Source organism: Blastococcus sp. KM273128 (genome assembly GCF_021698975.1).
Classification (GTDB): Bacteria; Actinomycetota; Actinomycetes; order Mycobacteriales; family Geodermatophilaceae; genus Blastococcus.
In genome coordinates this window covers 1-19,080 of record NZ_SSXA01000033.1, presented here as the reverse complement: position 1 = coordinate 19,080, position 19,080 = coordinate 1, and the positions used below count along the sequence as shown (strand labels likewise).

Genomic DNA, 19,080 nt, shown 5'->3' with positions numbered 1-19,080 from the left:
CGCCGCGGAAGGGGTGGACGTGACGGACGGTCGCGCGGTCGAGGAACTGGTCGTGGGTGTGCTGGGCGGCACCGGGCCGCAGGGGCGGGGGCTGGCCGTGCGGCTGGCCGCCCAGGGGCAGCGGGTGCTGCTCGGCTCCCGGGACGCCGAACGCGCCGCCGAGGTGGCCGCCGAGGTCGCCGAGCGCGCCGCGACGGTGGCCGGCGGGGTCGAGGTGTCGGTCACCGGCGGCTCGAACGTGGACGTCGCGGGTGCGGCGGACCTGGTCATCGTCGCCGTCCCCTTCGCCGGGCACGCCGCGACGCTCGCCGGGCTCGCCACCCCGCTGGCCGGGAAGATCGTCGTCGACTGCGTCGTGCCCATGGGCTTCGACGAGCTCGGCGCCTACGTGCTCGACGTCGAGGAGGGCAGCGCCGCCCAGCAGGCGGCCGCGCTGCTGCCCGACTCGCACGTGGTCGGTGCCTTCCACCACCTGTCGGCCAAGCTGCTCGAGGACCTCTCCCGGCCCACCATCGACGGCGACGTCATGGTGGTCGGCGACGACCGGGCGTCGATGGACACCGTGCAGGCGCTGGCCGGCCGGCTGCCGGGGATGCGCGGCATCTACGCGGGCCGGCTGCGCAACGCCCGCCAGGTGGAGGCGCTGACCATCAACCTGGTGTCGGTCAACCGCCGGTACAAGGTCCACGCGGGTGTCCGGATCACCGACGTCTGACGACCAGGGGCGGCCCTACGACGGGCCGCCGCCGCGGCGGGTCGTCTCGCTGGTGCCGTCGCTGACGGAGGCGATCGCCGCGACCGACGCCGGGCTGCTGGCCGGCGCGACCGACTGGTGCACCCACCCGGCGGAGCTCGACGTCCCGCGGGTGGGCGGCACCAAGTGGCCCGACGTGAGGCGGGTGCTCGACCTGGCGCCCGACCTCGTCGTCGCCAACGCCGAGGAGAACCGGGACGAGGACGTCGCCGCGCTGCGTGCCGCGGGCGTGCCGGTGTGGGTGACCGCCCCGGCGACCGTGGACCAGGCGCTGGACTCGCTCGGCCGGCTCTGCGCGGTGCTCGGCCACCCGGAGCCGGGCTGGCTGGCCGGGGCGCGGGCGGCCTGGACCGCGCCGGTGCGGCTGCCGGAGGTCGCCGCCGTGGTCCCGATCTGGCGCCGCCCCTGGATGGTGCTGGGCCGGGACACCTTCGCCGGTGACGTGCTGGCCCGCCTCGGCGTCCGCAACGTCTTGGCGGGGCACGCCGACCGCTACCCGAAGCTGGGCCGGGACGAGCCCGCGACGGTGCCGGCGGAGCTCGTCGTCCTCCCGGACGAGCCGTACGCCTTCACGCCCGACGACGGCCCGGAGGCGTGGCCGCAGGCCCGGGCGGCGTTCGTGAGCGGCCGGCACCTCACCTGGTACGGGCCCTCGCTCGCCGAGGCGCCCCGGGTGCTGCTGGCCCAGCTCGCCGGCTGAGCGGCGCGCTCAGCGCCGGGCCGCGGTGGCACAGTGGGGGAGTGCTGCTCGCGAACGCGGTGGCGCTCGTGCACGCCGCCGCCGTCCTCCTCATGCTGGCCGGTGCCCTGCTCGCCCTCCGGTGGCCCCGGCTGGTGCTGCTGCACGCCCCCGTCGCGCTGGTGATCCTCGGCGTCAACCTGGCCGGCGCCGACTGCCCGCTCACCGACCTCGAGCTGTGGCTGCGGGAGCGTGCGGGTGCGCCGGGCTACCAGGGTGGCTTCCTGGGCCACTACCTGTTCCACCCGCTCGGGCTGGACGTCGACGCGACCGGCACGCAGCTGGGCATCTACGCGACCGCGATCGGCCTCAACACGGTCGGCTACGGGCTGCTCGCGGGGCGCGCACCCAGCCTTGGAGGCGTTGCTCGTGCCCGGAGCCCGCTGCAGGACCCGGAGAGCGCGAGTTCGACCCCCGCAGCGAGCTGAGCGGGCCTAGTCGAACGAGTGTTCCGGCCCCGGGAAGGTCCCGCCCCTGACGTCGTCGGCGTACTCCCGCGCCGCGCGCAGCAGCTCGCCGCGCAGGTCGGCGTACTTCTTGACGAACTTGGGCACCCGGCCGCCGTTGAGCCCGGCCATGTCCGGCCACACCAGCACCTGGGCGTCGCAGTCCACGCCGGCCCCGATGCCGATGGTCGGGATGGTGAGCTCCTGGGTCACCTGCGCGGCGGCGGTGGCCGGCACCATCTCCAGGACGACGGCGAACGCGCCGGCCTCCTGGACGGCGTGCGCGTCGGCCAGCAGCTGCTCGGCCCCGGCACCCCGGCCCTGCACGCGGAACCCGCCGAGGGCGTGCTCGCTCTGCGGCGTGAAGCCGATGTGCGCCATCACGGGGATGCCGGCGTCGTGCAGCAGCCGGATCTGTGGGGCCACCCGCTGACCGCCCTCGAGCTTGACCGCCTGGGCACCGCCCTCCTTCATCATGCGGACGGCGGTGTCGAACGCCTGCTGCGGGCCGGACTCGTAGCTGCCGAAGGGCAGGTCGGCGACGATCAGCGCCCGCTTGGTGGAGCGGGTCACCGCCTTGGTCATCAGCAGGATGTCGTCGACGGTGACCGGCACGGTGCTCGTGTGCCCGAGGACGACGTTGCCCGAGGAGTCGCCGACCAGCATCACCGGGATGCCGGCCTCCTCGAACACGGCCGCGCTGTAGGTGTCGTAGGCGGTGAGCATCGCCCACTTCTCGCCGCGCTGCTTGGCCTGCTGCAGGTGGTGGATGCGCACCCGCGCCGTCGACTGCCCGCCGTAGAGGACCGACTCCGTCATGCCTGTGCTCCTTCGCGGACGGTGGGCAGCGTCTCGCGCCACCGGTTGGTGATGGGCAGCCGCCGGTCGCGGCCGAACGCCTTGAGGCTGATCTTGGTGCCGGGCGCCGACTGGCGGCGCTTGAACTCGGCGGTGTCCACCAACCGGAGGACCCGGGCGACCACGTCGGGGTCGTGGCCCCGCTCGAGCAGCTGCGCCAGGCCGAGGTCGCGGTCGACGTAGTCGGCGATCACCGCGTCCAGCTCCTCGTAGGAGGGCAGCGAGTCGCTGTCCACCTGACCCGGCGCCAGCTCGGCCGACGGCGGCTTGTCGATGGAGTTCCGCGGGATGGGCTCGGTCTTCCCGCGCCCGGCGGCGTGCGCGTTGCGCCAGCGGGCCAGCTCCCACACCAGCGTCTTCGGCACGTCCTTGATCGGGGCGAAGCCGCCCGCGGAGTCGCCGTAGAGGGTGGAGTAGCCGACGGCGACCTCGCTCTTGTTGCCCGTCGTCAGCAGCAGGTGCCCGTGCTGGTTGGACAGCGCCATGAGCAGCGTGCCGCGCACCCGCGCCTGCAGGTTCTCCGCGGCGACGCCGGAGAGCTCGACCGAGGCCTCGAACGCGTCGACCATCGGCGCGATCGGCACGACCGAGTAGTGCAGCCCGGTGCGGCGGGCGAGGTCCTCGGCGTCGGCCAGCGAGTGCTCGCTGGACCACTTCGACGGCAGCCCGACCCCGTGCACCCGGTCGGCGCCCAGGGCGTCGACGGCCAGCGCCGCGCAGACCGCCGAGTCGATGCCGCCGGACAGGCCCAGCACCACCGAGGGCATGCCGTTCTTGTCGATGAAGTCGCGCAGGCCCAGCACGAGCGCCCGCCAGACCTCCTCGCAGTCGCCGAGCGGCTCGGCGACGGTGGCCGGACGCGGCTCGTAGGCGGGCACCGGCTCCTCGCCCAGCACGTGCCGGGTGACGGTCATGGGGCCGATCCGGCCGTCGCGCCGCTCGGCGACCCGGGCCCGGTCGATCGACAGGTCGACGGTGAGCAGGTGCTCGACGAACTGCGGCGCCCGGGCGAGCAGCTCACCGGTGGGGGAGACGGCCATCGAGTCGCCGTCGAACACCAGCTCGTCCTGGCCGCCGACCTGGTTGCAGTAGAGGATCGCCGCCCGCGCCTCGGCGGCGCGCCGCTGCACCAGCGGCAGCCGCAGGTCGTCCTTGGCGCGCTCGTAGGGGGAGGCGTTGGGGGAGACGACGAGGTCGACGCCGGCCTGGCCGGCGACCCCGCAGGGGCCGCCCTCGACCCAGAGGTCCTCGCAGACGGTCAGCGCGACGTCGACCCCGTGCAGCCGGACCACCGGCAGCTCGGTGCCGGGCACGAAGTAGCGCGCCTCGTCGAAGACGCCGTAGTTGGGCAGGTGCCGCTTGTAGTAGCGGACGACGACCTCGCCGCCGTGCAGCAGGGCCGCGGCGTTGCGGGGGGCGCCGCGGCGGGGGTTGGCGTCGCTGGGCCGGTCGTCGTCGTCCGTGGGCGGCTCGTCGACCGGGGCCGGCCCTGCGCCCTGCGTGTGCGCCAGGTAGCCGACGACGACGGCCAGCCCGCCCAGCCCCTCGGCGGCCAGCCGGGCGGCGAGCTCCACCACGGCCCGCTCGCTGGCGCGGGCGAAGGACTCCCGGAGCACCAGGTCCTCGGGCGGGTAGCCGGTCAGCGTCATCTCGGGGAAGACGACGAGGTGGGCGCCCGCCTGCGCCGCCTCCGCCGCCCGGCGGACGACCAGGTCGCTGTTGCCCGCGAGGTCACCGACCCGCGTGTCGACCTGGGCCAGGGACACCCTCATCTGCACCGGCTGCTGATCGCTCACGGCCCCATCCTGGTCCCGGGCCCGCCCCGGGTGCGAGGCGGGCCGGTGGTCAGGGCCGCCAGAACGCCACCACCTTGGTGCGCAGGTCGGCGCCCAGCCGGCGGTAGAAGCGCTGGGCCGCCACGTTGTCCTCGCGGACCTCCCAGCGCACGGCGAGCCCCTCGCGCGCGGCCAGGGCGCCGAGCTCGGTCATGAGCAGCCGGCCCACCCCGGCGCCCCGGAACCCCGCGCGGACGAAGAGGTCGTCCAGCCCGAGGATGTCGCGGCCCAGCCACAGGTGCAGCCGGCGCACGGCCGACACGTAGCCGGCCGGCTCGCCGTCCCGCTCGGCGAGCAGGACGACGACGTCGGGCCGCGCCAGCATCGCCGTCCACGTCCCGAGGCCGCCGGCGACGGCGTCCGGGGTGCCCTCGTGCGCGGCGATCTCCCGCACCATCGCGAGGACGGCGGCGGCGTCGGCGGGCCCGGCGCGGCGGACGTCCACGCGGCTGGCGGTGGTGCGCAGCGGGACCTGCGGAGGCGTTCCCGCATCTGGGTGGTCAGCCATGGCCGGAGCATGCCGGTCCGTCGGGCGCCGGCCGTCAGCGGCTCGAGGCGCTCCGCAGCCCGCGCCGGCTCTCCTCCGCCCCGTGCCCCTCCGGCCCGATGACCGCGACCGGGCCGGCGACCCCGGCCAGCACCCTCCGCCCCACCGACCGGAGGGTCCCGGTCAGGCGGCGTCGGCCGGGGACCCCCAGGACGACGAGCGCCGCACCGCCGGAGGCCGCGACGAGCGCGGAGGCGGCGTCCCCGTGGCGGAGGTCCGCCGTGACGGGCAGGTCGAGGAGGTTCTCCCGCCACGGGGCGAGCGCCCGGTCCACCACTCGCAGCGCGCCGGCCTCGGTGACCACGCGTGGGGCGCACACCCCCTCGAGGTCCGCGGGGGCGTCGGCGCTCCACGCGTGCACGACGGTCAGGGGCAGGCCCCGTCCGCGGGCCGCCCGGACGGCGAAGCCGAGAGCGGGGCCGGTGGACGGCGCACCGTCGATCCCGACGACGACGCGGGGGGCCGACCGCTGGTCGGTGCCGCGCGCGAGGGCGCGGACCACCGTGACCGGGCACGCGCCGGAGGCCGCCAGGCGCAGCGGTGTGCGGCCGGACCGGTGGCGGGTGAGCCCTGGTGCAGCGGGGGCACCGAGCACCAGCAGGGCTGCCGTGCGGCTCTCGCGCAGCAGCGCGGGGAGCGTCGGCCCGCTCACCCGGGAGATCTCCACCGGCAGGTCCCGGTCGACTGCGCGGGCCCGGGATGCCACGGCGCCCAGCGCCTCGGTCGTGGCGTCCACCGGATGCACCAGCCGCAGGGGCAGGCCGCGGATCGAGGCCTCGGCGGCTGCCCAGTCGACGGCGTCGTCGGAGGTGGTGGTGACGTGGACGGCGACCGGTGCCGAGCCGTGGCGGGTGCCGGACTGTCCGCGCACGAGGGCCTCCTCGCCGACGCCGGGCGGGAGCCGCCCGGGACGTCCTCGAACGTATCGCAGCACGATAGAAGTCGCCAGGGCCCCGCTCGCGGCGTCGTGGTGTGATGACGCCGTGGTGGGCAGGGGCGAGGACGGCGATCCGGCGCCTCTGAGCAAGGCCGACTTCGAGGCCCTGGCCCGGTTCCGGTTCGGCATCCGGCGCTACCTGCGGTTCAGCGAGGAGGTCGTGCGCCGGCACGGCCTCACGCCGCAGCAGTACCAGCTGCTCCTGGCCCTGAAGGGTTTCCCGGCCCGGGACTGGGCCACGGTCCGCGAGCTGGCCGAGCGGCTGCAGCTCCGCCACCACAGCGTGGTCGAACTGGTCGACCGCGCGCAGAAGCAGGACCTCGTCGGGCGGACCGCGCACCCCGACGACGCGCGCGCGGTGCGGGTGGTGCTCACCGCGGCGGGGGAGGAGATCCTCGGTCGGCTGGCCTCCCTGCACCGGGCCGAGCTGAGCCGGATGGCCGCCGTCCTCAGCCCGCCCGACTGGCACCCGCCCGGCTGACCGGGCGCGGGCGGCACGACACGCGTCGTCCGGGGCGCGGGACGGTGCGCGGATCGCCCGGACGGGGCAGGCTTGCGCCGACGTCACATCCACGAAACGAGCGGACTGGATCATGGCCGGCATGGACCGACAGCAGGAGTTCGTCCTGCGGACCCTGGAAGAGCGCGACATCCGCTTCGTGCGGCTGTGGTTCACCGACGTCTCCGGCTACCTCAAGGCCGTCGCGGTGGCCCCGGCCGAGATCGAGGCGGCCTTCGCCGAGGGCATCGGCTTCGACGGCTCGGCGATCGAGGGCTTCGCCCGGGTCTACGAGTCCGACATGCTGGCCAAGCCCGACCCGGGCACCTTCCAGGTGATGCCGGCGCGCGAGGGGCGCGCCAGCGACACCGCGCGGATGTTCTGCGACATCACGCTGCCCGACGGCTCGCCGTCGTGGGCCGATCCGCGGCACGTGCTGCGCCGGGCCCTGGCCAAGGCCGGCGACATGGGGTTCACCTTCTACACGCACCCCGAGATCGAGTTCTTCCTGCTCAGGGACCTGCCCACCGACGGCACCCCGCCGCAGCCGGCCGACACCGGCGGCTACTTCGACCTGTCGACGCACAACGTGGCGCACGACTTCCGGCGCGAGGCGGTCTTCGCGCTGGAGGCGATGGGCATCTCGGTGGAGTTCAGCCACCACGAGGTCGCCCCCGGGCAGCAGGAGATCGACCTGCGCTACGCCGACGCGCTCTCCATGGCCGACAACATCATGACGCTGCGGCACGTCGTCCGGGAGGTGGCGCTGGCCCAGGGCGTGCACGCGACGTTCATGCCCAAGCCGTTCACCGAGCTCGCGGGCTCGGCGATGCACACCCACCTGTCGCTGTTCGAGGGCGACCGCAACGCCTTCCACGACCCGGCCGACCCGATGCGGCTGTCGACCACCGGCAAGCAGTTCATCGCCGGCCTGCTGACCCACGCCCGCGAGGTCACCGCGATCACCAACCAGACGGTGAACTCCTACCGGCGGCTGCTGGCCGGCACCGAGGCGCCGACCGCGGCCACCTGGGGTCGGGCCAACCGCTCGGCGCTGGTGCGGCTGCCGTCGTACAAGCCGTCGAAGGCCCAGTCGGCCCGGGTCGAGGTGCGCTCGCCGGACTCCGCGTGCAACCCCTACCTGACCTTCGCGGTGCTGCTGGCCGCCGGGCTGCGCGGCATCGAGAAGGGCTACGAGCTGCCGCCGGAGGCCGAGGACGACGTCTGGTCGCTCACCGACACCGAGCGGCGCGCGGCCGGGTACGAGGACCTGCCGGTCAGCCTCGGTGAGGCGCTCACCGCGATGCAGGGCAGCGAGCTGGTCGCCGAGACGCTGGGGGAGCACGTCTTCGAGTTCTTCCTCCGCAACAAGTGGGAGGAGTTCAACTCCTACCGGCAGAACGTCACGCCGTTCGAGCTGCGCCGCTACCTGCCCGGCCTCTGAGGCGGTTGCGCCGGCACGGTTGTGCGCAGAACGGGGTGATGCGGTGCGGACGACCCCGATCTCTGCACAGTCGTGGGCGCCCCGGCCGTTAGCCTCGATCGCGTGACCTCCGGCCGCCTGCTCGTCGTCGTCCCCAGCGAGACCGATCCGCCGGCGCGGCTGGGGGAGTGGCTGCGCGCGGCGGGCCTGGAGCTCGACGAGCGCCGGCTGGGCCTGGGCGCCGGGCTGCCCGCCGCCCTGGACGGCTACGACGGGCTGCTGGTGCTCGGCGGACCGCAGTCCTCGCTGGACGACGAGGCGACCAGCCCCGAGCTCGTCGGCGTGCGGGAGCTGCTCCGGCAGGCGCTGGCCGCGGACCTGCCCACGCTCGCGGTCTGCCTGGGTGCCCAGCTGCTGGCCCAGGTCGGCGGTGGCCGCACCCGGGTCGGCGTGGACGGGCCCGAGGTCGGCGCGACGCTGGTGGCCAAGCGCGACGCCGCGGACGCCGACCCGGTGTTCCGCCCGCTGCCGCTGTCGCCGGACGTCGTCCAGTGGCACCACGACGAGATCTCCGAGCTGCCGGCCGGCGCCACCCTGCTGGCCGGCAACCCGCACTACCCGCACCAGGCCTACCGGGTGGGCACGGCCGTCTACGGGTTGCAGTTCCACATCGAGACGACGCCGGAGATGGTGCGGGCCTGGGCCGCGAGCGACCCCGTCGGCGTGGCGGCCAGCCCGCTGGACGTCGAGACGCTGTGCGCCCGCGCCGACGCCGCGCACGACGACCTCGCCGAGGTCTGGCAGCCGTTCGCCGGGCGGTTCGCCGACCTGGTCCGGTCCCGGGCCCAGGTGCGCGCGTGAGCGTGCCGCAGGCGGAGGTGCCGCGGCGGGCGGTGGTCCGCCTCGTCCGCTTCGGCTTCGAGGACGGCGAGCGGGCCGCCCGGCTGCTGTCGGACCCGTCCCTGGGGCTCTGGGACCTCGACCGCAACGAGCCGGCCGACCCCGAGGCGGGGCCGGTCGTGGCCGCCCTGGCCCGGGCGGGCGACCCCGACCTCGCCGTCCGCTCGCTGCACCGGCTCGTCGAGGCGCTCGACGCCGAGGACGACTCCGGTGGCGCGGCCGCGACGCTGCTGGCCCGGCTGCGCGGCTCGGGCCACCTGCGCGGCCGCCTGCTCGCCGTCCTCGGGGCCAGCTCCGGGCTGGCCGACCACCTCGCCGCCTACCCGCTGGACTGGGAGGTGCTCGACGACGGCAACGGGCCGAGCCGGCCCACGCCGCACGCGCTGGAGCAGCAGATGCTGGCGGCGGTCGGCGCCGACCCGGACGACCCACCGTGGGGCGTCCGGCTGGGCTCCGCCGCGCCCGACGCCGGGCCCTCGCGGATCGCGGCGCTGCGGCACGCCTACCGCCGGGCGATCCTGTCGCTCGCCGGCCGCGACCTGGCCGACGGCGTGCCCGCCGACGAGGCCGCGGCGGAGCTCGCCGACATCGCCGCCGCCGTCCTCACCGCCGGGCTCGCGCTCGCCGTCGCCGAGCAGCCGGCCGACACCGCCGCGTGCCGGCTGGCGGTCATCGCGCTGGGGAAGGCCGGCGGGCGGGAGCTGAACTACGTCAGCGACGTCGACGTCGTCTTCGTGGCCGAGCCGGTCGAGCCCGAGGGGCGCGCGGGCTCGGAGGGCGACGCCGCGGCCGCGCTCGCCGGCGCCACCCGCGTCGCCGCGTCGCTCATGCGCATCTGCCGGGAGGCGGCCTGGGAGGTGGACGCGGCGCTGCGCCCCGAGGGCAAGGCCGGCGCCCTGGTGCGCACGGTCGCGGGGCACGCCGCCTACTACGAGCAGTGGGCCGACACGTGGGAGTTCCAGGCGCTGCTGAAGATGCGCCCGGTCGCCGGCGACCCGCACCTGGGGCGCGGCTACGTCGAGGCGCTCTGGCCGCTGGTGTGGAAGGCCGGGGACCGGCCGGGCTTCGTCGGCGAGGTGCAGGCGATGCGCCGCCGGGTGGAGGCCAACATCCCCCCGGCCCAGGCCGAGCGGGAGCTGAAGCTCGGCCGCGGGGGGCTGCGCGACGTCGAGTTCGCCGTCCAGCTGCTCCAGCTGGTGCACGGCCGGGCCGACCCGACGCTGCGGGTCGGCGGCACCCTGCCGGCCCTGCTGGCGCTCTCCGCCGGTGGGTACGTCGGCCGGGAGGACGCCGCCACGCTGGTCGCCTCCTACCGCTTCCTGCGCACCGTCGAGCACCGCCTGCAGCTGCTGCGGCTGCGGCGCACCCACCTGCTGCCCACCGACGAGCAGCAGCTGCGCTGGCTGGCCCGCTCGCTGGGCTACAAGCCCGACCACCGGGGCGACGCCGTCGACGTGCTGCGGGCCGAGCTCGCGCTGCACACCCGCGAGGTGCGGCGGCTGCACGAGAAGCTGTTCTACCGGCCGCTGCTCTCCGCCGTCGCCCGCGTGCCCGGCGAGCACCTGCACCTGGGGTCGAAGGCGGCCGGTGACTGGCTGCGGGCCCTGGGCTTCGCCGACCCGGAGGGGGCGCTGCGGCACCTGGCGGCGCTGACCGGCGGGGTCTCCCGCTCGGCGTCGATGCAGAAGTACCTGCTGCCGGTGCTGCTGCAGACCTTCGCCTCCTGCCCCGACCCCGACGCCGGGCTGCTGGCCTACCGGCAGGTGAGCGAGGCGCTGGGCGGCAACCAGTGGTACCTCCGCCTGCTGCGCGACGAGGGGCAGGTCGCCGAGCGGCTGGCCCAGCTGCTGGGCTCCAGCCAGTACGTCGCCTCCCTGCTCACCCGCACGCCCGAGGCGCTGCGCCTGCTCGCCGACGACGCCGAGCTCGAGCCGCGCTCGGCGGAGACCCTCGCCAAGGCGTGGCGGCAGGCGGCCGGCCGGGCACCCGACCCGCAGGCGGGGGTGCGGGTGATCCGCAGCCTGCGCCGCCAGGAGCTGCTGCGGATCGCCGCCGCCGACCTGCTCGGCCGGCTCGACGTGCACCGGGTGGGCCGCGCGCTCACCGACGTCGCCGCCGCGACGCTGCAGGCGGGGCTCGACGCCGCGCTCCGGGCCCACGCCCGGGAGACCCGCGTCGACGTCGAGGACCTGCCGATGGACCTCGCCGTCATCGGCATGGGGCGCCTCGGCGGGGGTGAGCTCGGCTTCGGGTCCGACGCCGACGTGCTGTTCGTGCACCGGCCCCGCCCGGGCGCGGACGAGGCGAAGGCCTCGGCGGCGGCGAACGCCGTCGCCCACACGCTGCGCCGGTTGCTCTCGGAACCGGCCCCCGACCCGGCGTTCGAGGTCGACGCCGACCTGCGGCCCGAGGGACGGCAGGGGGCCCTGGTGCGCAGCCTCCCGGCCTTCCGCGAGTACTACGAGCGCTGGGTGTCGGTCTGGGAGGTGCAGGCGCTGCTGCGGGCCGTCCCGGTCGCCGGCGACGCGGGGCTGGGCGAGGAGTTCGTCGCGCTCATCGACCCGGTCCGCTACCCGGCCGACGGGCTGTCGGCGGAGCAGGTCGCCGAGATCCGGCGGATCAAGGCCCGCGTCGAGCGCGAGCGGCTGCCGCGGGGCGCCGACCCCGCCACGCACACCAAGCTGGGCCGCGGCGGGCTCGCCGACGTGGAGTGGACCGCGCAGCTGCTGCAGCTCCAGCACGCCGCCCGCGTGCCGGCCCTGCGCGTCCCCTCGACGGTGGGCGCGCTGACCGCGCTCGCCGAGGAGGGGCTGCTGCCGGAGGACCAGGCCGAGGCGCTCACCGCGGCGTGGGAGCTGGCCACCCGGTCGCGCAACGCGGTCTTCCTCGTCCGCGGTCGCCCCAGCGACCAGCTGCCGCGGCCGGGCCTGGAGCTGGGCGGGGTCGCCCGGGCCTGCGGGTACGGGCCGGACGACGAGCCCGGCCGGTTCCTCGACGACTACCGCCGCACCACCCGGCACGCGCGCACGGTGGTCGAGCAGGTCTTCTACGGGCAGCCTCCCTCGGGCTGACCCGCGTCACGGCGGCCGGGGTGTCCGATCCGGCCGGGCCGGGCATGGGGGTCAGGACCGCTCTCCCACCGGCCCAGGAAGGACCCCCGATGCGCCGCTTCTCCGCCGGGGTCTGCGCGGCCGTGCTCCTCACCGCCTGCGGCACCGACGAGGAGCGCCCGGCCGAGGACCCGCCGAGCGCCACCGCGACCCCTTCGACGACGACGCCGGACGACACGGGCGAGGACGGCCCCGACGAGCCCCCGGAGCCCGTCGGCGACGGCGGGACCGACGACTCGGAGGCCTCGGGCGACAGCCCACCGGTGACCCTGACCGACGTGCGGCTGGCCGACCACGGCGACTTCGACCGCGTCGTCTTCGAGCTGGCGGGTGAGGGCGAGGCCGGCTGGCGGGTCGGCTACACCGGGGATCCGCGGGCGCAGGGCTCCGGGGACCCGGTCGAGGTGCCCGGGGAGGCCGTCCTCGCCATCACGCTGACCAACATCGCGCTCCCGGGGGACGCGCCGGAGGGCGTGCAGCCGTGGGAGGGCGCCGGGCGGCTGACGGCCGACGACCCGGCGGTGCTGGACGCCGTCGTGGCGGACACGCTGTTCGAGGGGCGGTACGCCTTCTTCGCCGGGCTCGACGCGCGGCGGCCGTTCGCCGTCGCCGCGCTGGACTCCCCGCAGCGCATCGTGGTCGACCTGCTCGCCGAGGAACCGGCGGAGCCGGACCCCCTCGGCGAGCGCTGCGAGAGCCCGGAGGGCTACGCCGTCTCCTATCCCGAGTCCTGGGAGGTGAACCCGGGGACGGAGGTGCCGGCCTGCAGCCTCTTCTCGCCGGACTCCTTCGAGGTGCCCCCGGCCACCGACGCGCGGGTGGCCCCGATCAGCGTCCGGGTGGAGGGCATCCCCTTCGACCGGCTGGTCACCACCGGGCGCGGCGAGGAGCTGAGCCGCGAGGAGCTCACGATCGACGGACGGCCGGCGGTCCGCGTCGAGCGGGTCACGGCCGGGGAGGGGCTGTGGCCCCAGGGGCTGCCGGTGACCCGCGTCGTCGTCGACCTGGGTGCCGACGACGAGTCTTCCCGCGCCCTCGTGCTGAACACCGTGGGGCTCCCGCGCTTCGACTACCCGCGCAACGTCGAGGTCCTTGACCGGATGGTGGCGTCGCTGACCCTGGGCGGCTGACCCGCTCGGTGGACCCCCGGGTTGGGGCCGGCGGCGGCGGGGCATGCTGGAGGGCGTGTCGCCAGAACCGTCGGCCCAGCCCGAGCCGTCCGAGGACCGCACCGCCGGAGCCGACCCCGCCGCGGGCGCCACGATCACGCCCTACCGCGACGGGCCGCTCATCGTGCGCGGCAGCTTCCGCCTCCAGGACCAGGACGGCGCCGAGATCGACCCCGGGCGCGACACGATCGCGCTGTGCCGGTGCGGCAAGTCGGGCATCAAGCCGTTCTGCGACGGCTCGCACAAGCGGTCCGGGTTCTCGGCGCCGAGCGCGCCGAGCCGGCCCCGGCCGGCCGCGCAGATCCTCCGGGACGGGCGCCGGGAGGGCTGACCCGGCGCCCGTCCCGGCTCAGCGGGCGGCCTCGAACGCCCGCGCCATGCGGACCTGCTCCTCGAGGATGTCGGCGATCCGGGCCTGCACGGCGTCGAGCCGGCCGATCACCGCGTTGGTGGCGTTGATGCCGGTGGTGACCGACTCGGTGCCGGCCTGGATGCCGGCGATCTGCTCGGAGACCCGGCTGGTCGCCTGGGCGGTCTCCCGCGCCAGCTCCTTCACCTCGTTGGCCACCACGGCGAAGCCCTTGCCGGACTCCCCGGCGCGGGCGGCCTCGATCGTGGCGTTCAGCGCGAGCAGGTTGGTCTGGTCGGCGATCGAGGAGATGATCCGGATTACGTCGCCGACGGCGGACGAGGCGCTGGCCAGCGCCTCCACCTGGGTGGTCATCGCGGAGGCCTCGGCGACGGCGTTCTCGGCGACCCGCCCCGCGTCGTCCGCGGCCTCGCGCAGCCGCGACACCGTCTCGAGCAGCTCCCTCGAGTTGGCCCGGTCGGCCTCGGCGCGGCGCAGGATGTCCAGCCGCTGGGAGACCAGCTGCTGGACGTTCCGCAGCGCGGCGGCGCGGGACTCCGAGAGCTCGATGGTCTCGGTGACGAAGAAGTCCATCGTCCCGACGACGCGCCCCTCGCAGGTGATCGGGAAGCAGACGCCGGACTTCACCCCCGCGCGCATGGCCGCCGGGCGGCGCACGCAGTCGGTGACGTCGGCCAGGTCGGAGACGAACACCAGGTCGCGCCTGCGCCACGCCCGCCCCGACAGACCGACGCCCTCGGCGAAGCTGGCGGTCAGGGTGACCTGGCGGAACTCGTCCCCGGCCGAGCCGGACTCGACGGCGAAGCGCAGGACGTTCTCGGCCTCGTCCAGCGCCCAGAAGGAGCCGTAGGCCCAGCCGAAGGCGGTGCGGACCGTCTCGAGGGCCACCCGCAGGGCGGTCGCCTCGTCGCCCGCCTCGCCCACCCGGGCGACGACGGTGGTGACCGCCTCCCGGTCGTCGAGGGTCTCGCGGAGCTGGGCGGCGCCCAGCGCGCTGCGCCGGGCGTGGGACACCAGCCGGCCGATGGCCTGCCACTTCTCCGCGCGCCCGCCGAAGAAGGGCAGCTCGCGCGCGCTGTAGTACTCCAGGACGGCGGTCACCCGGTTGCCCTCGACGACGGGCAGGAAGCATCCCTGGCGCGCCCCCGCCGCGTGGGCGGTGGCCCAGCGCAGGCAGGTGGTCGTGGGCGTGCCCGCGTCCATGAGCACCGGGATGCGCCGGCGCAGGGCCTCGCCGCCGTACCCGGCACCCTCGACCATGACCTCGCCGGACGGCCACCCGGCGGACATGGCACCGGCCGCCGGTCCCTCGGACACCTGCAGGACGAAGCGGCCCTCCCGGTCGGGCAGCCAGGCGGCGCCGTAGCACAGGTGCAGGGCGTCGACGAGCGTGGTGAGGATCCGCTGGTGCGCGTCGAGCTCGCCGGCGACGTCGCCCTCGAGCGCGGCGATCACCCGTTCCAGCGCCTCGACGTCGCGTGGCTGCTCCGCCGGCTGCACCGTCCGACGCGTCTCCCGCCTGCGCATGAACCCTCCCGTGGCCCCGCCGCACCTCCGTGGGGCGCGGTCCGATCGCGCGAGAGGTTTCGGTCCGCAACCGCGGTTGTTGAGCCGTACCGGGGCGCGTCACCGGATCGGTGCACGGTGGAGGGTCGTCCGGGCGGGTCGGTTGCCCGATGTGACCGCCATCGCACAGGATGCGCGGGACGTCCTGGCCGGCGGGCTGCCCGGCCGGCGCCCGATCGGAGGACCCATGGATTCCGCGCTCACCGCCGTCGCGCTGCCGCTCGCGCTGGCCGTCGTCATGTTCGGCCTGGGGCTCTCGCTCACCGTCGGCGACTTCACGCGCATCGCCCGGCAGCCCAGGGCGGTCGTGGTCGCCCTGGCGCTGCAGCTGCTCGTCCTGCCGGTGGTGTGCTTCGGCCTGGTGCTGGCGTTCGACCTGCCGCCGCTGCTGGCGGTCGGGATGCTGCTGCTGGCGGCCTCGCCCGGCGGCACCACCGCGAACCTCTTCAGCCACCTCTACCGGGGTGACGTCGCGCTCAACATCAGCCTCACCGCGCTGAACTCGGTCATCGCCGTGGTCACCCTGCCGGTGGTCACCAACCTGGCGATCGGGTGGTCCGACCCCCCGGGCGCCGGCAGCCTGGGCCTGCAGTTCGGCAAGACGGTGCAGGTGTTCGCGATCGTGCTGATCCCGGTGGCCCTCGGCATGCTGGTGCGCCGGTCGGCACCGGGGTTCGCCGACCGCTCGGACAAGCCCGTGCGCATCCTGTCGGCGGTCGTCCTCGCGCTGGTGATCGTCGGCACGATGGTGGCCGAGCGGGAGAACGTGGGGAGCTACCTGCGCGACGTCGGCCTGCCAGCCCTCGCGTTCTGCCTCGCCAGCCTGGCCGTGGGGTACAGCGTGCCCCGGCTGCTCGGCATCGGGCAGCGGCAGGCGATCGCCAGCTCCTTCGAGATCGGCGTGCACAACAGCACGCTGGCGATCGCCGTCGCCATCAGCGTGCTGGACAGCGTGGAGCTGGCCGTGCCCGCCGCCGTCTACGGGGTGCTCATGTTCCCCGTCGCCGCGGCGTTCGGCTGGCTGATCACCCGCAACCGCTCCGCCGCCGAGCAGCGCGACGACGCGGTGCGGGCCGGGTAGCCCGCCGCGCTCAGGCGGCCAGGGCCGGCCGGGCGCGCAGGCCCGAGGCGCCTGCCTCCCACGCACCCAGGAGGTGGTGGGCCGCCAGGCCGTCCATGGCCAGCGAGCTGGCCGCGCCGAACAGCACGTCGGGCAGCAGCTCCGGCTCCGCGGCGACCAGCGAGCCGCACATGTCCACCGAGGCAATCTGCTCGTGCACCGCGTCGGCCTCCACGTGCTCGTCGTAGAAGACGGTGGTGCGCTCGTCGAACCCGAGCCGGCGCAGCCCGGCCGAGTACCGCCGGCTGGGTTCGGAGGAGGTCATCTCCACCGTCGCGAGGTGGCCCAGCGCCGCGCCCCGCCAGCGGCGGTGCAGCCCGAACAGCGACATCGTGTTCACCGAGGCGAAGGCGACGGCGGGCGCCTCGTCCCACAGCGCCCCGTAGCCGGCGTCCAGCCCCAGGTCGCGCATGAGCCCCGCGAACAGCTCGCTGTGCATCCGCTCCGCGGACCCGCCGCCGTACTCGTCGGCCTGGATCTCGACCATGGCGGCCTTGGCCCGGCCGGAGAGCCGGGGGACGGCGAAGGTGTGCGGGTCGGCCTCCTTGAGGTGGTAGACCGACCGGAGGACGAGGTACTCCCGCCACTGCTCCAGCGTGCCCTGCTTGGCCATGTAGGCCGAGAGCGAAGGGCCGTCGTCGGCGGCGATCAGCGCGGTGAGCTGCTGGTCGACCGGGTCACCGGTGACGGCGATCCCACCCACGAGCTCGCGCAGCGCGGCCAGGTGCGCCCGCTCCAGCCCGGCCCGCAGGCGGAGCAGCTCGGGGTGCCACTCCCACCCCTCGTCGACGCCGTCGAAGCCGCGGTAGTGGAGCTCGTAGCAGACGGCGAGGCTCAGCTGCAGGTCGTCGTCGGTCAGCGCCGCGGCGGGGTCGGCGTCCAGGCGCGCGGCGCACTCCAGCGTCGCCGTCGACAGGTCCGGGCCGCTGGTGAGGTCACGGGCGAGGGCGTCCCCGAGGGGCCCCCGTGCTTCGGGCAGGCGCATGATCGCCAGCATGCCCACCGGTGGCCGGTTCGATGCACCGGCAGGGTGTGATGTCACCCGGGCCGGTCGGCGGGCGCCGGTCACGACGGGGAGGGGGAGCGGTGCCGTTCGAGTCCGACGACGTCGTGGTCCGGCGGTTGGACGCCGACTGCTGGGAGCTGGTCGAGCCGCTGGTGTACCGGGGCAAGCGGGACCGCTTCGTCGTCCCGGCCGGCTTCCCCACCGACTTCGCCACCGTGCCCCGCGTGGTGGTGTGGCTGGTCCCGCGCTTCGGGCGCTACACCGCCGCCGCGATCCTGCACGACTGGCTGGTCACCGCGGGCATCACGAGCGGGGTGGTGACCGGCCGGGAGGCCGACGGCGTCTTCCGCCGGGTGCTGCGGGAGAGCGGGGTGCCCGTGCTGCGCCGCTGGTTGATGTGGTGCGCCGTGCGGTGGGCCGCGCTGGGTGATCCGGTGCGCGGCCACGGGTGGTGGCGCAGCGCGCCCGGCGTCGTCGGCATCTCGGTGCTCGCGGCGCCGGTGGTCCTCCCGCCGGCCGTGCTCATCGCTGTGTCCCTGACCGTCTACGGGCTGGCGGAGGCGGCGGTGGGCGTGCTCACCGGGCGCCCGGCGGAGGACGCCGGGTCGATGCGGACCTGAGCCGGGTCGGTCAGCCGGCCGCCAGGAACGCGTCGAGCGCGGTGGCGATCTGCGCGTGGCCGGTGGCGGTCGGGTGGACGCCGTCGCCCGACATGCCGAAGTCCGGCAGCCCGGAGAGGTCGGCGAACGCGTAGCCCTGCTCCGCCGCGACGCCGGCCATGGCCTCGAGGTAGGCCTCCCACGCGCTCGCGGGGACGTCGGTGCGCGGTGGGTAGCCGACGACCAGCACCGACGGGTCGGGCCCGGCGTCAGGGCCGAGCAGGTGCGCGATCGTCGTGGTGAGGTACTCGCGGAAGTCGGCGGCGCTGAACCCGGCGACGACGTCGTTGTAGCCGAGCGCGACCACGACCAGGTGCGGCGCGGCGGCGGCGACGGCCTGGCCGTGCTGCGGCGCGGTGGGGCGCTGGGCGAAGTCCTCGGCCTGCCAGCCGGAGTGCGCGGCCTCCCACAGGCGGACGCCGGCGGCCTCGTCGCCGTCGTACACGCTGATGCCCTCCACCAGGACGGTGCGGCCGCTGGTGTTGGTGAGCGTGACCGTGTGCGTGCCGCGGGGGAGCGGCGGAGAGGTCCAGCTGCCGCCGTCCTGCGGGGTCCAGTCGGTGCCGGTCGTGGCCACCGGAGTGCCGGGCCCGCCGTCGACGGAGACGGTGATCGTCCCGGTGTTCCGGCTGCTCGCGTAGTGCAGCTCGAACGACGTGCCGGTGAACGTGGTGGTCATCGAGTTGCCGGCGCCGGAGGGCATGTGGTTGGCGCGCATGCCGAACCCGTACTGCGAGCCCAGCGTCGGCGTCCCGCCGAAGGTGAAGCGATCGACCATGCCGCTGGCGGCGTAGTAGGCCGGCACGTATCCCTCGCCGCCAGGGACGCCGGCCGGCTGGTACCGGTCGCGCAGCCGGCCCAGCAGCACGTCGACCCACCGGTTGCCCTTGCCGACGTCGCGGCCCTCGGTGACCGAGTCGCCGACGACGACGACGTCGAGCGGCCCGCGACCGGCGGCGCTGTCGGCGCGCGCGGCGCGGAAGGCGGCCAGCGCCGCGGACCCGGCCGGGGGCGTCGTAGTGGGGGTCGCGGTGGTGGTCTGTGCGGTTGTCGTGGGTGCGGTGGTGGTGCTCGGCGCCGTGGTGGTGGGTGCCGTGGTGGTCGGGGTCGTGGTGATGGGCGCGGCGGTCGTGGGGGTGGGG

At 75.6% G+C, this 19,080-nt stretch carries 18 protein-coding genes; 11 read left to right on the top strand and 7 right to left on the bottom strand.

The genetic code is table 11. The features are described from left to right. Positions 1-19 precede the first annotated feature (19 nt). Genes npdG through E9529_RS11445 form a run of 3 tightly spaced genes read left to right on the top strand, consistent with a single transcriptional unit; the run spans position 20 to position 1,921 of the window. Positions 20-715, top strand: a complete 696-nt coding sequence (gene npdG / locus E9529_RS11455) for an NADPH-dependent F420 reductase (RefSeq protein ID WP_236831279.1) — start codon at positions 20-22, stop codon at positions 713-715. Next, the gene (locus E9529_RS11450; RefSeq protein WP_236831278.1) at positions 693-1,454 is read left to right on the top strand and encodes a helical backbone metal receptor; all 762 of its coding nucleotides are present in this window, start codon (positions 693-695) and stop codon (positions 1,452-1,454) included. Before npdG ends, E9529_RS11450 begins: the two co-directional genes overlap by 23 nt. A 41-nt stretch (positions 1,455-1,495) precedes the next feature. Beyond that, positions 1,496-1,921: a DUF2784 domain-containing protein gene (locus E9529_RS11445; RefSeq protein ID WP_236831277.1), complete on the top strand. Its 426-nt coding sequence runs from the start codon at positions 1,496-1,498 to the stop codon at positions 1,919-1,921. 6 nt (positions 1,922-1,927) lie between these two features. On the opposite strand, the gene panB is transcribed toward E9529_RS11445, so the two are convergent. From panB to E9529_RS11425, 4 genes are read right to left on the bottom strand one after another with little or no spacing between them, the layout of a single operon-like run. Beyond that, positions 1,928-2,758 carry a 3-methyl-2-oxobutanoate hydroxymethyltransferase gene (gene panB / locus E9529_RS11440; RefSeq protein WP_236831276.1) on the bottom strand — a complete coding sequence of 277 codons (831 nt, stop codon included), beginning with the start codon at positions 2,756-2,758 and terminating at the stop codon, positions 1,928-1,930. Further along, positions 2,755-4,593: an NAD+ synthase gene (locus tag E9529_RS11435; protein ID WP_236831275.1), complete on the bottom strand. Its 1,839-nt coding sequence runs from the start codon at positions 4,591-4,593 to the stop codon at positions 2,755-2,757. The genes panB and E9529_RS11435 overlap by 4 nt, the downstream gene beginning before the upstream one ends. 49 nt (positions 4,594-4,642) lie before the next feature. Beyond that, a complete protein-coding gene (locus tag E9529_RS11430; protein WP_236831274.1) occupies positions 4,643-5,140 on the bottom strand; it encodes a GNAT family N-acetyltransferase in 498 nt (165 codons plus the stop codon). A 34-nt stretch (positions 5,141-5,174) separates the two neighbouring features. After that, on the bottom strand, positions 5,175-6,050 hold the full coding sequence (locus E9529_RS11425; protein ID WP_236831273.1) for a universal stress protein: 876 nt from the start codon (positions 6,048-6,050) through the stop codon (positions 5,175-5,177). 112 nt (positions 6,051-6,162) lie between these two features. On the opposite strand from E9529_RS11425, the gene E9529_RS11420 reads away from it, so the two are divergent. The 6 genes from E9529_RS11420 (at position 6,163) to E9529_RS11395 (ending at position 13,548) form a co-directional block, all read left to right on the top strand. Beyond that, the gene (locus E9529_RS11420) at positions 6,163-6,597 is read left to right on the top strand and encodes a MarR family winged helix-turn-helix transcriptional regulator (protein ID WP_236831272.1); all 435 of its coding nucleotides are present in this window, start codon (positions 6,163-6,165) and stop codon (positions 6,595-6,597) included. A gap of 121 nt (positions 6,598-6,718) precedes the next feature. Further along, a complete protein-coding gene (glnA, locus tag E9529_RS11415; RefSeq protein WP_236831271.1) occupies positions 6,719-8,059 on the top strand; it encodes a type I glutamate--ammonia ligase in 1,341 nt (446 codons plus the stop codon). Positions 8,060-8,161: 102 nt separating this feature from the next. Continuing rightward, entirely contained in the window at positions 8,162-8,899 is a 738-nt protein-coding gene (locus E9529_RS11410) for a type 1 glutamine amidotransferase (RefSeq protein ID WP_236831270.1), read from the top strand. Further along, positions 8,896-12,009, top strand: coding sequence for a bifunctional [glutamine synthetase] adenylyltransferase/[glutamine synthetase]-adenylyl-L-tyrosine phosphorylase (locus E9529_RS11405; RefSeq protein WP_236831269.1), 3,114 nt, complete (start codon positions 8,896-8,898; stop codon positions 12,007-12,009). The genes E9529_RS11410 and E9529_RS11405 overlap by 4 nt, the downstream gene beginning before the upstream one ends. A gap of 89 nt (positions 12,010-12,098) precedes the next feature. Continuing rightward, the gene (locus E9529_RS11400; protein ID WP_236831268.1) at positions 12,099-13,178 is read left to right on the top strand and encodes a hypothetical protein; all 1,080 of its coding nucleotides are present in this window, start codon (positions 12,099-12,101) and stop codon (positions 13,176-13,178) included. A 55-nt stretch (positions 13,179-13,233) separates the two neighbouring features. After that, positions 13,234-13,548 carry a CDGSH iron-sulfur domain-containing protein gene (locus tag E9529_RS11395; RefSeq protein ID WP_236831267.1) on the top strand — a complete coding sequence of 105 codons (315 nt, stop codon included), beginning with the start codon at positions 13,234-13,236 and terminating at the stop codon, positions 13,546-13,548. An 18-nt stretch (positions 13,549-13,566) separates the two neighbouring features. Here E9529_RS11395 and E9529_RS11390 read toward each other — a convergent pair whose 3' ends face one another. Next, a complete protein-coding gene (locus E9529_RS11390; RefSeq protein ID WP_236831266.1) occupies positions 13,567-15,114 on the bottom strand; it encodes a methyl-accepting chemotaxis protein in 1,548 nt (515 codons plus the stop codon). A gap of 226 nt (positions 15,115-15,340) precedes the next feature. On the opposite strand from E9529_RS11390, the gene E9529_RS11385 reads away from it, so the two are divergent. Continuing rightward, on the top strand, positions 15,341-16,234 hold the full coding sequence (locus tag E9529_RS11385; protein ID WP_236831265.1) for a bile acid:sodium symporter family protein: 894 nt from the start codon (positions 15,341-15,343) through the stop codon (positions 16,232-16,234). Positions 16,235-16,244: 10 nt separating this feature from the next. On the opposite strand, the gene E9529_RS11380 is transcribed toward E9529_RS11385, so the two are convergent. Continuing rightward, positions 16,245-17,258, bottom strand: coding sequence for an iron-containing redox enzyme family protein (locus E9529_RS11380; protein ID WP_236831264.1), 1,014 nt, complete (start codon positions 17,256-17,258; stop codon positions 16,245-16,247). Positions 17,259-17,359: 101 nt separating this feature from the next. On the opposite strand from E9529_RS11380, the gene E9529_RS11375 reads away from it, so the two are divergent. Continuing rightward, a complete protein-coding gene (locus E9529_RS11375; protein ID WP_236831263.1) occupies positions 17,360-17,899 on the top strand; it encodes a DUF1353 domain-containing protein in 540 nt (179 codons plus the stop codon). Positions 17,900-17,909: 10 nt separating this feature from the next. Here the strand turns inward: E9529_RS11375 and E9529_RS11370 are convergent. Further along, positions 17,910-19,080, bottom strand: a 1,171-nt coding sequence (locus tag E9529_RS11370; RefSeq protein ID WP_236831262.1) for a GDSL-type esterase/lipase family protein, incomplete at its 5' end; no start/stop codon positions are given.

Coding starts and splice junctions, on each gene's coding strand:
- panB (WP_236831276.1), bottom strand. CDS start 2,758: ATGACGGAGTCGGTCCTCTACGGCGGGCAGTCGACGGCGCGGGTGCGC.
- E9529_RS11430 (WP_236831274.1), bottom strand. CDS start 5,140: ATGGCTGACCACCCAGATGCGGGAACGCCTCCGCAGGTCCCGCTGCGC.
- glnA (WP_236831271.1), top strand. CDS start 6,719: ATGGACCGACAGCAGGAGTTCGTCCTGCGGACCCTGGAAGAGCGCGAC.
- E9529_RS11400 (WP_236831268.1), top strand. CDS start 12,099: ATGCGCCGCTTCTCCGCCGGGGTCTGCGCGGCCGTGCTCCTCACCGCC.
- E9529_RS11390 (WP_236831266.1), bottom strand. CDS start 15,114: ATGCGCAGGCGGGAGACGCGTCGGACGGTGCAGCCGGCGGAGCAGCCA.
- E9529_RS11385 (WP_236831265.1), top strand. CDS start 15,341: ATGGATTCCGCGCTCACCGCCGTCGCGCTGCCGCTCGCGCTGGCCGTC.
- E9529_RS11380 (WP_236831264.1), bottom strand. CDS start 17,258: ATGCGCCTGCCCGAAGCACGGGGGCCCCTCGGGGACGCCCTCGCCCGT.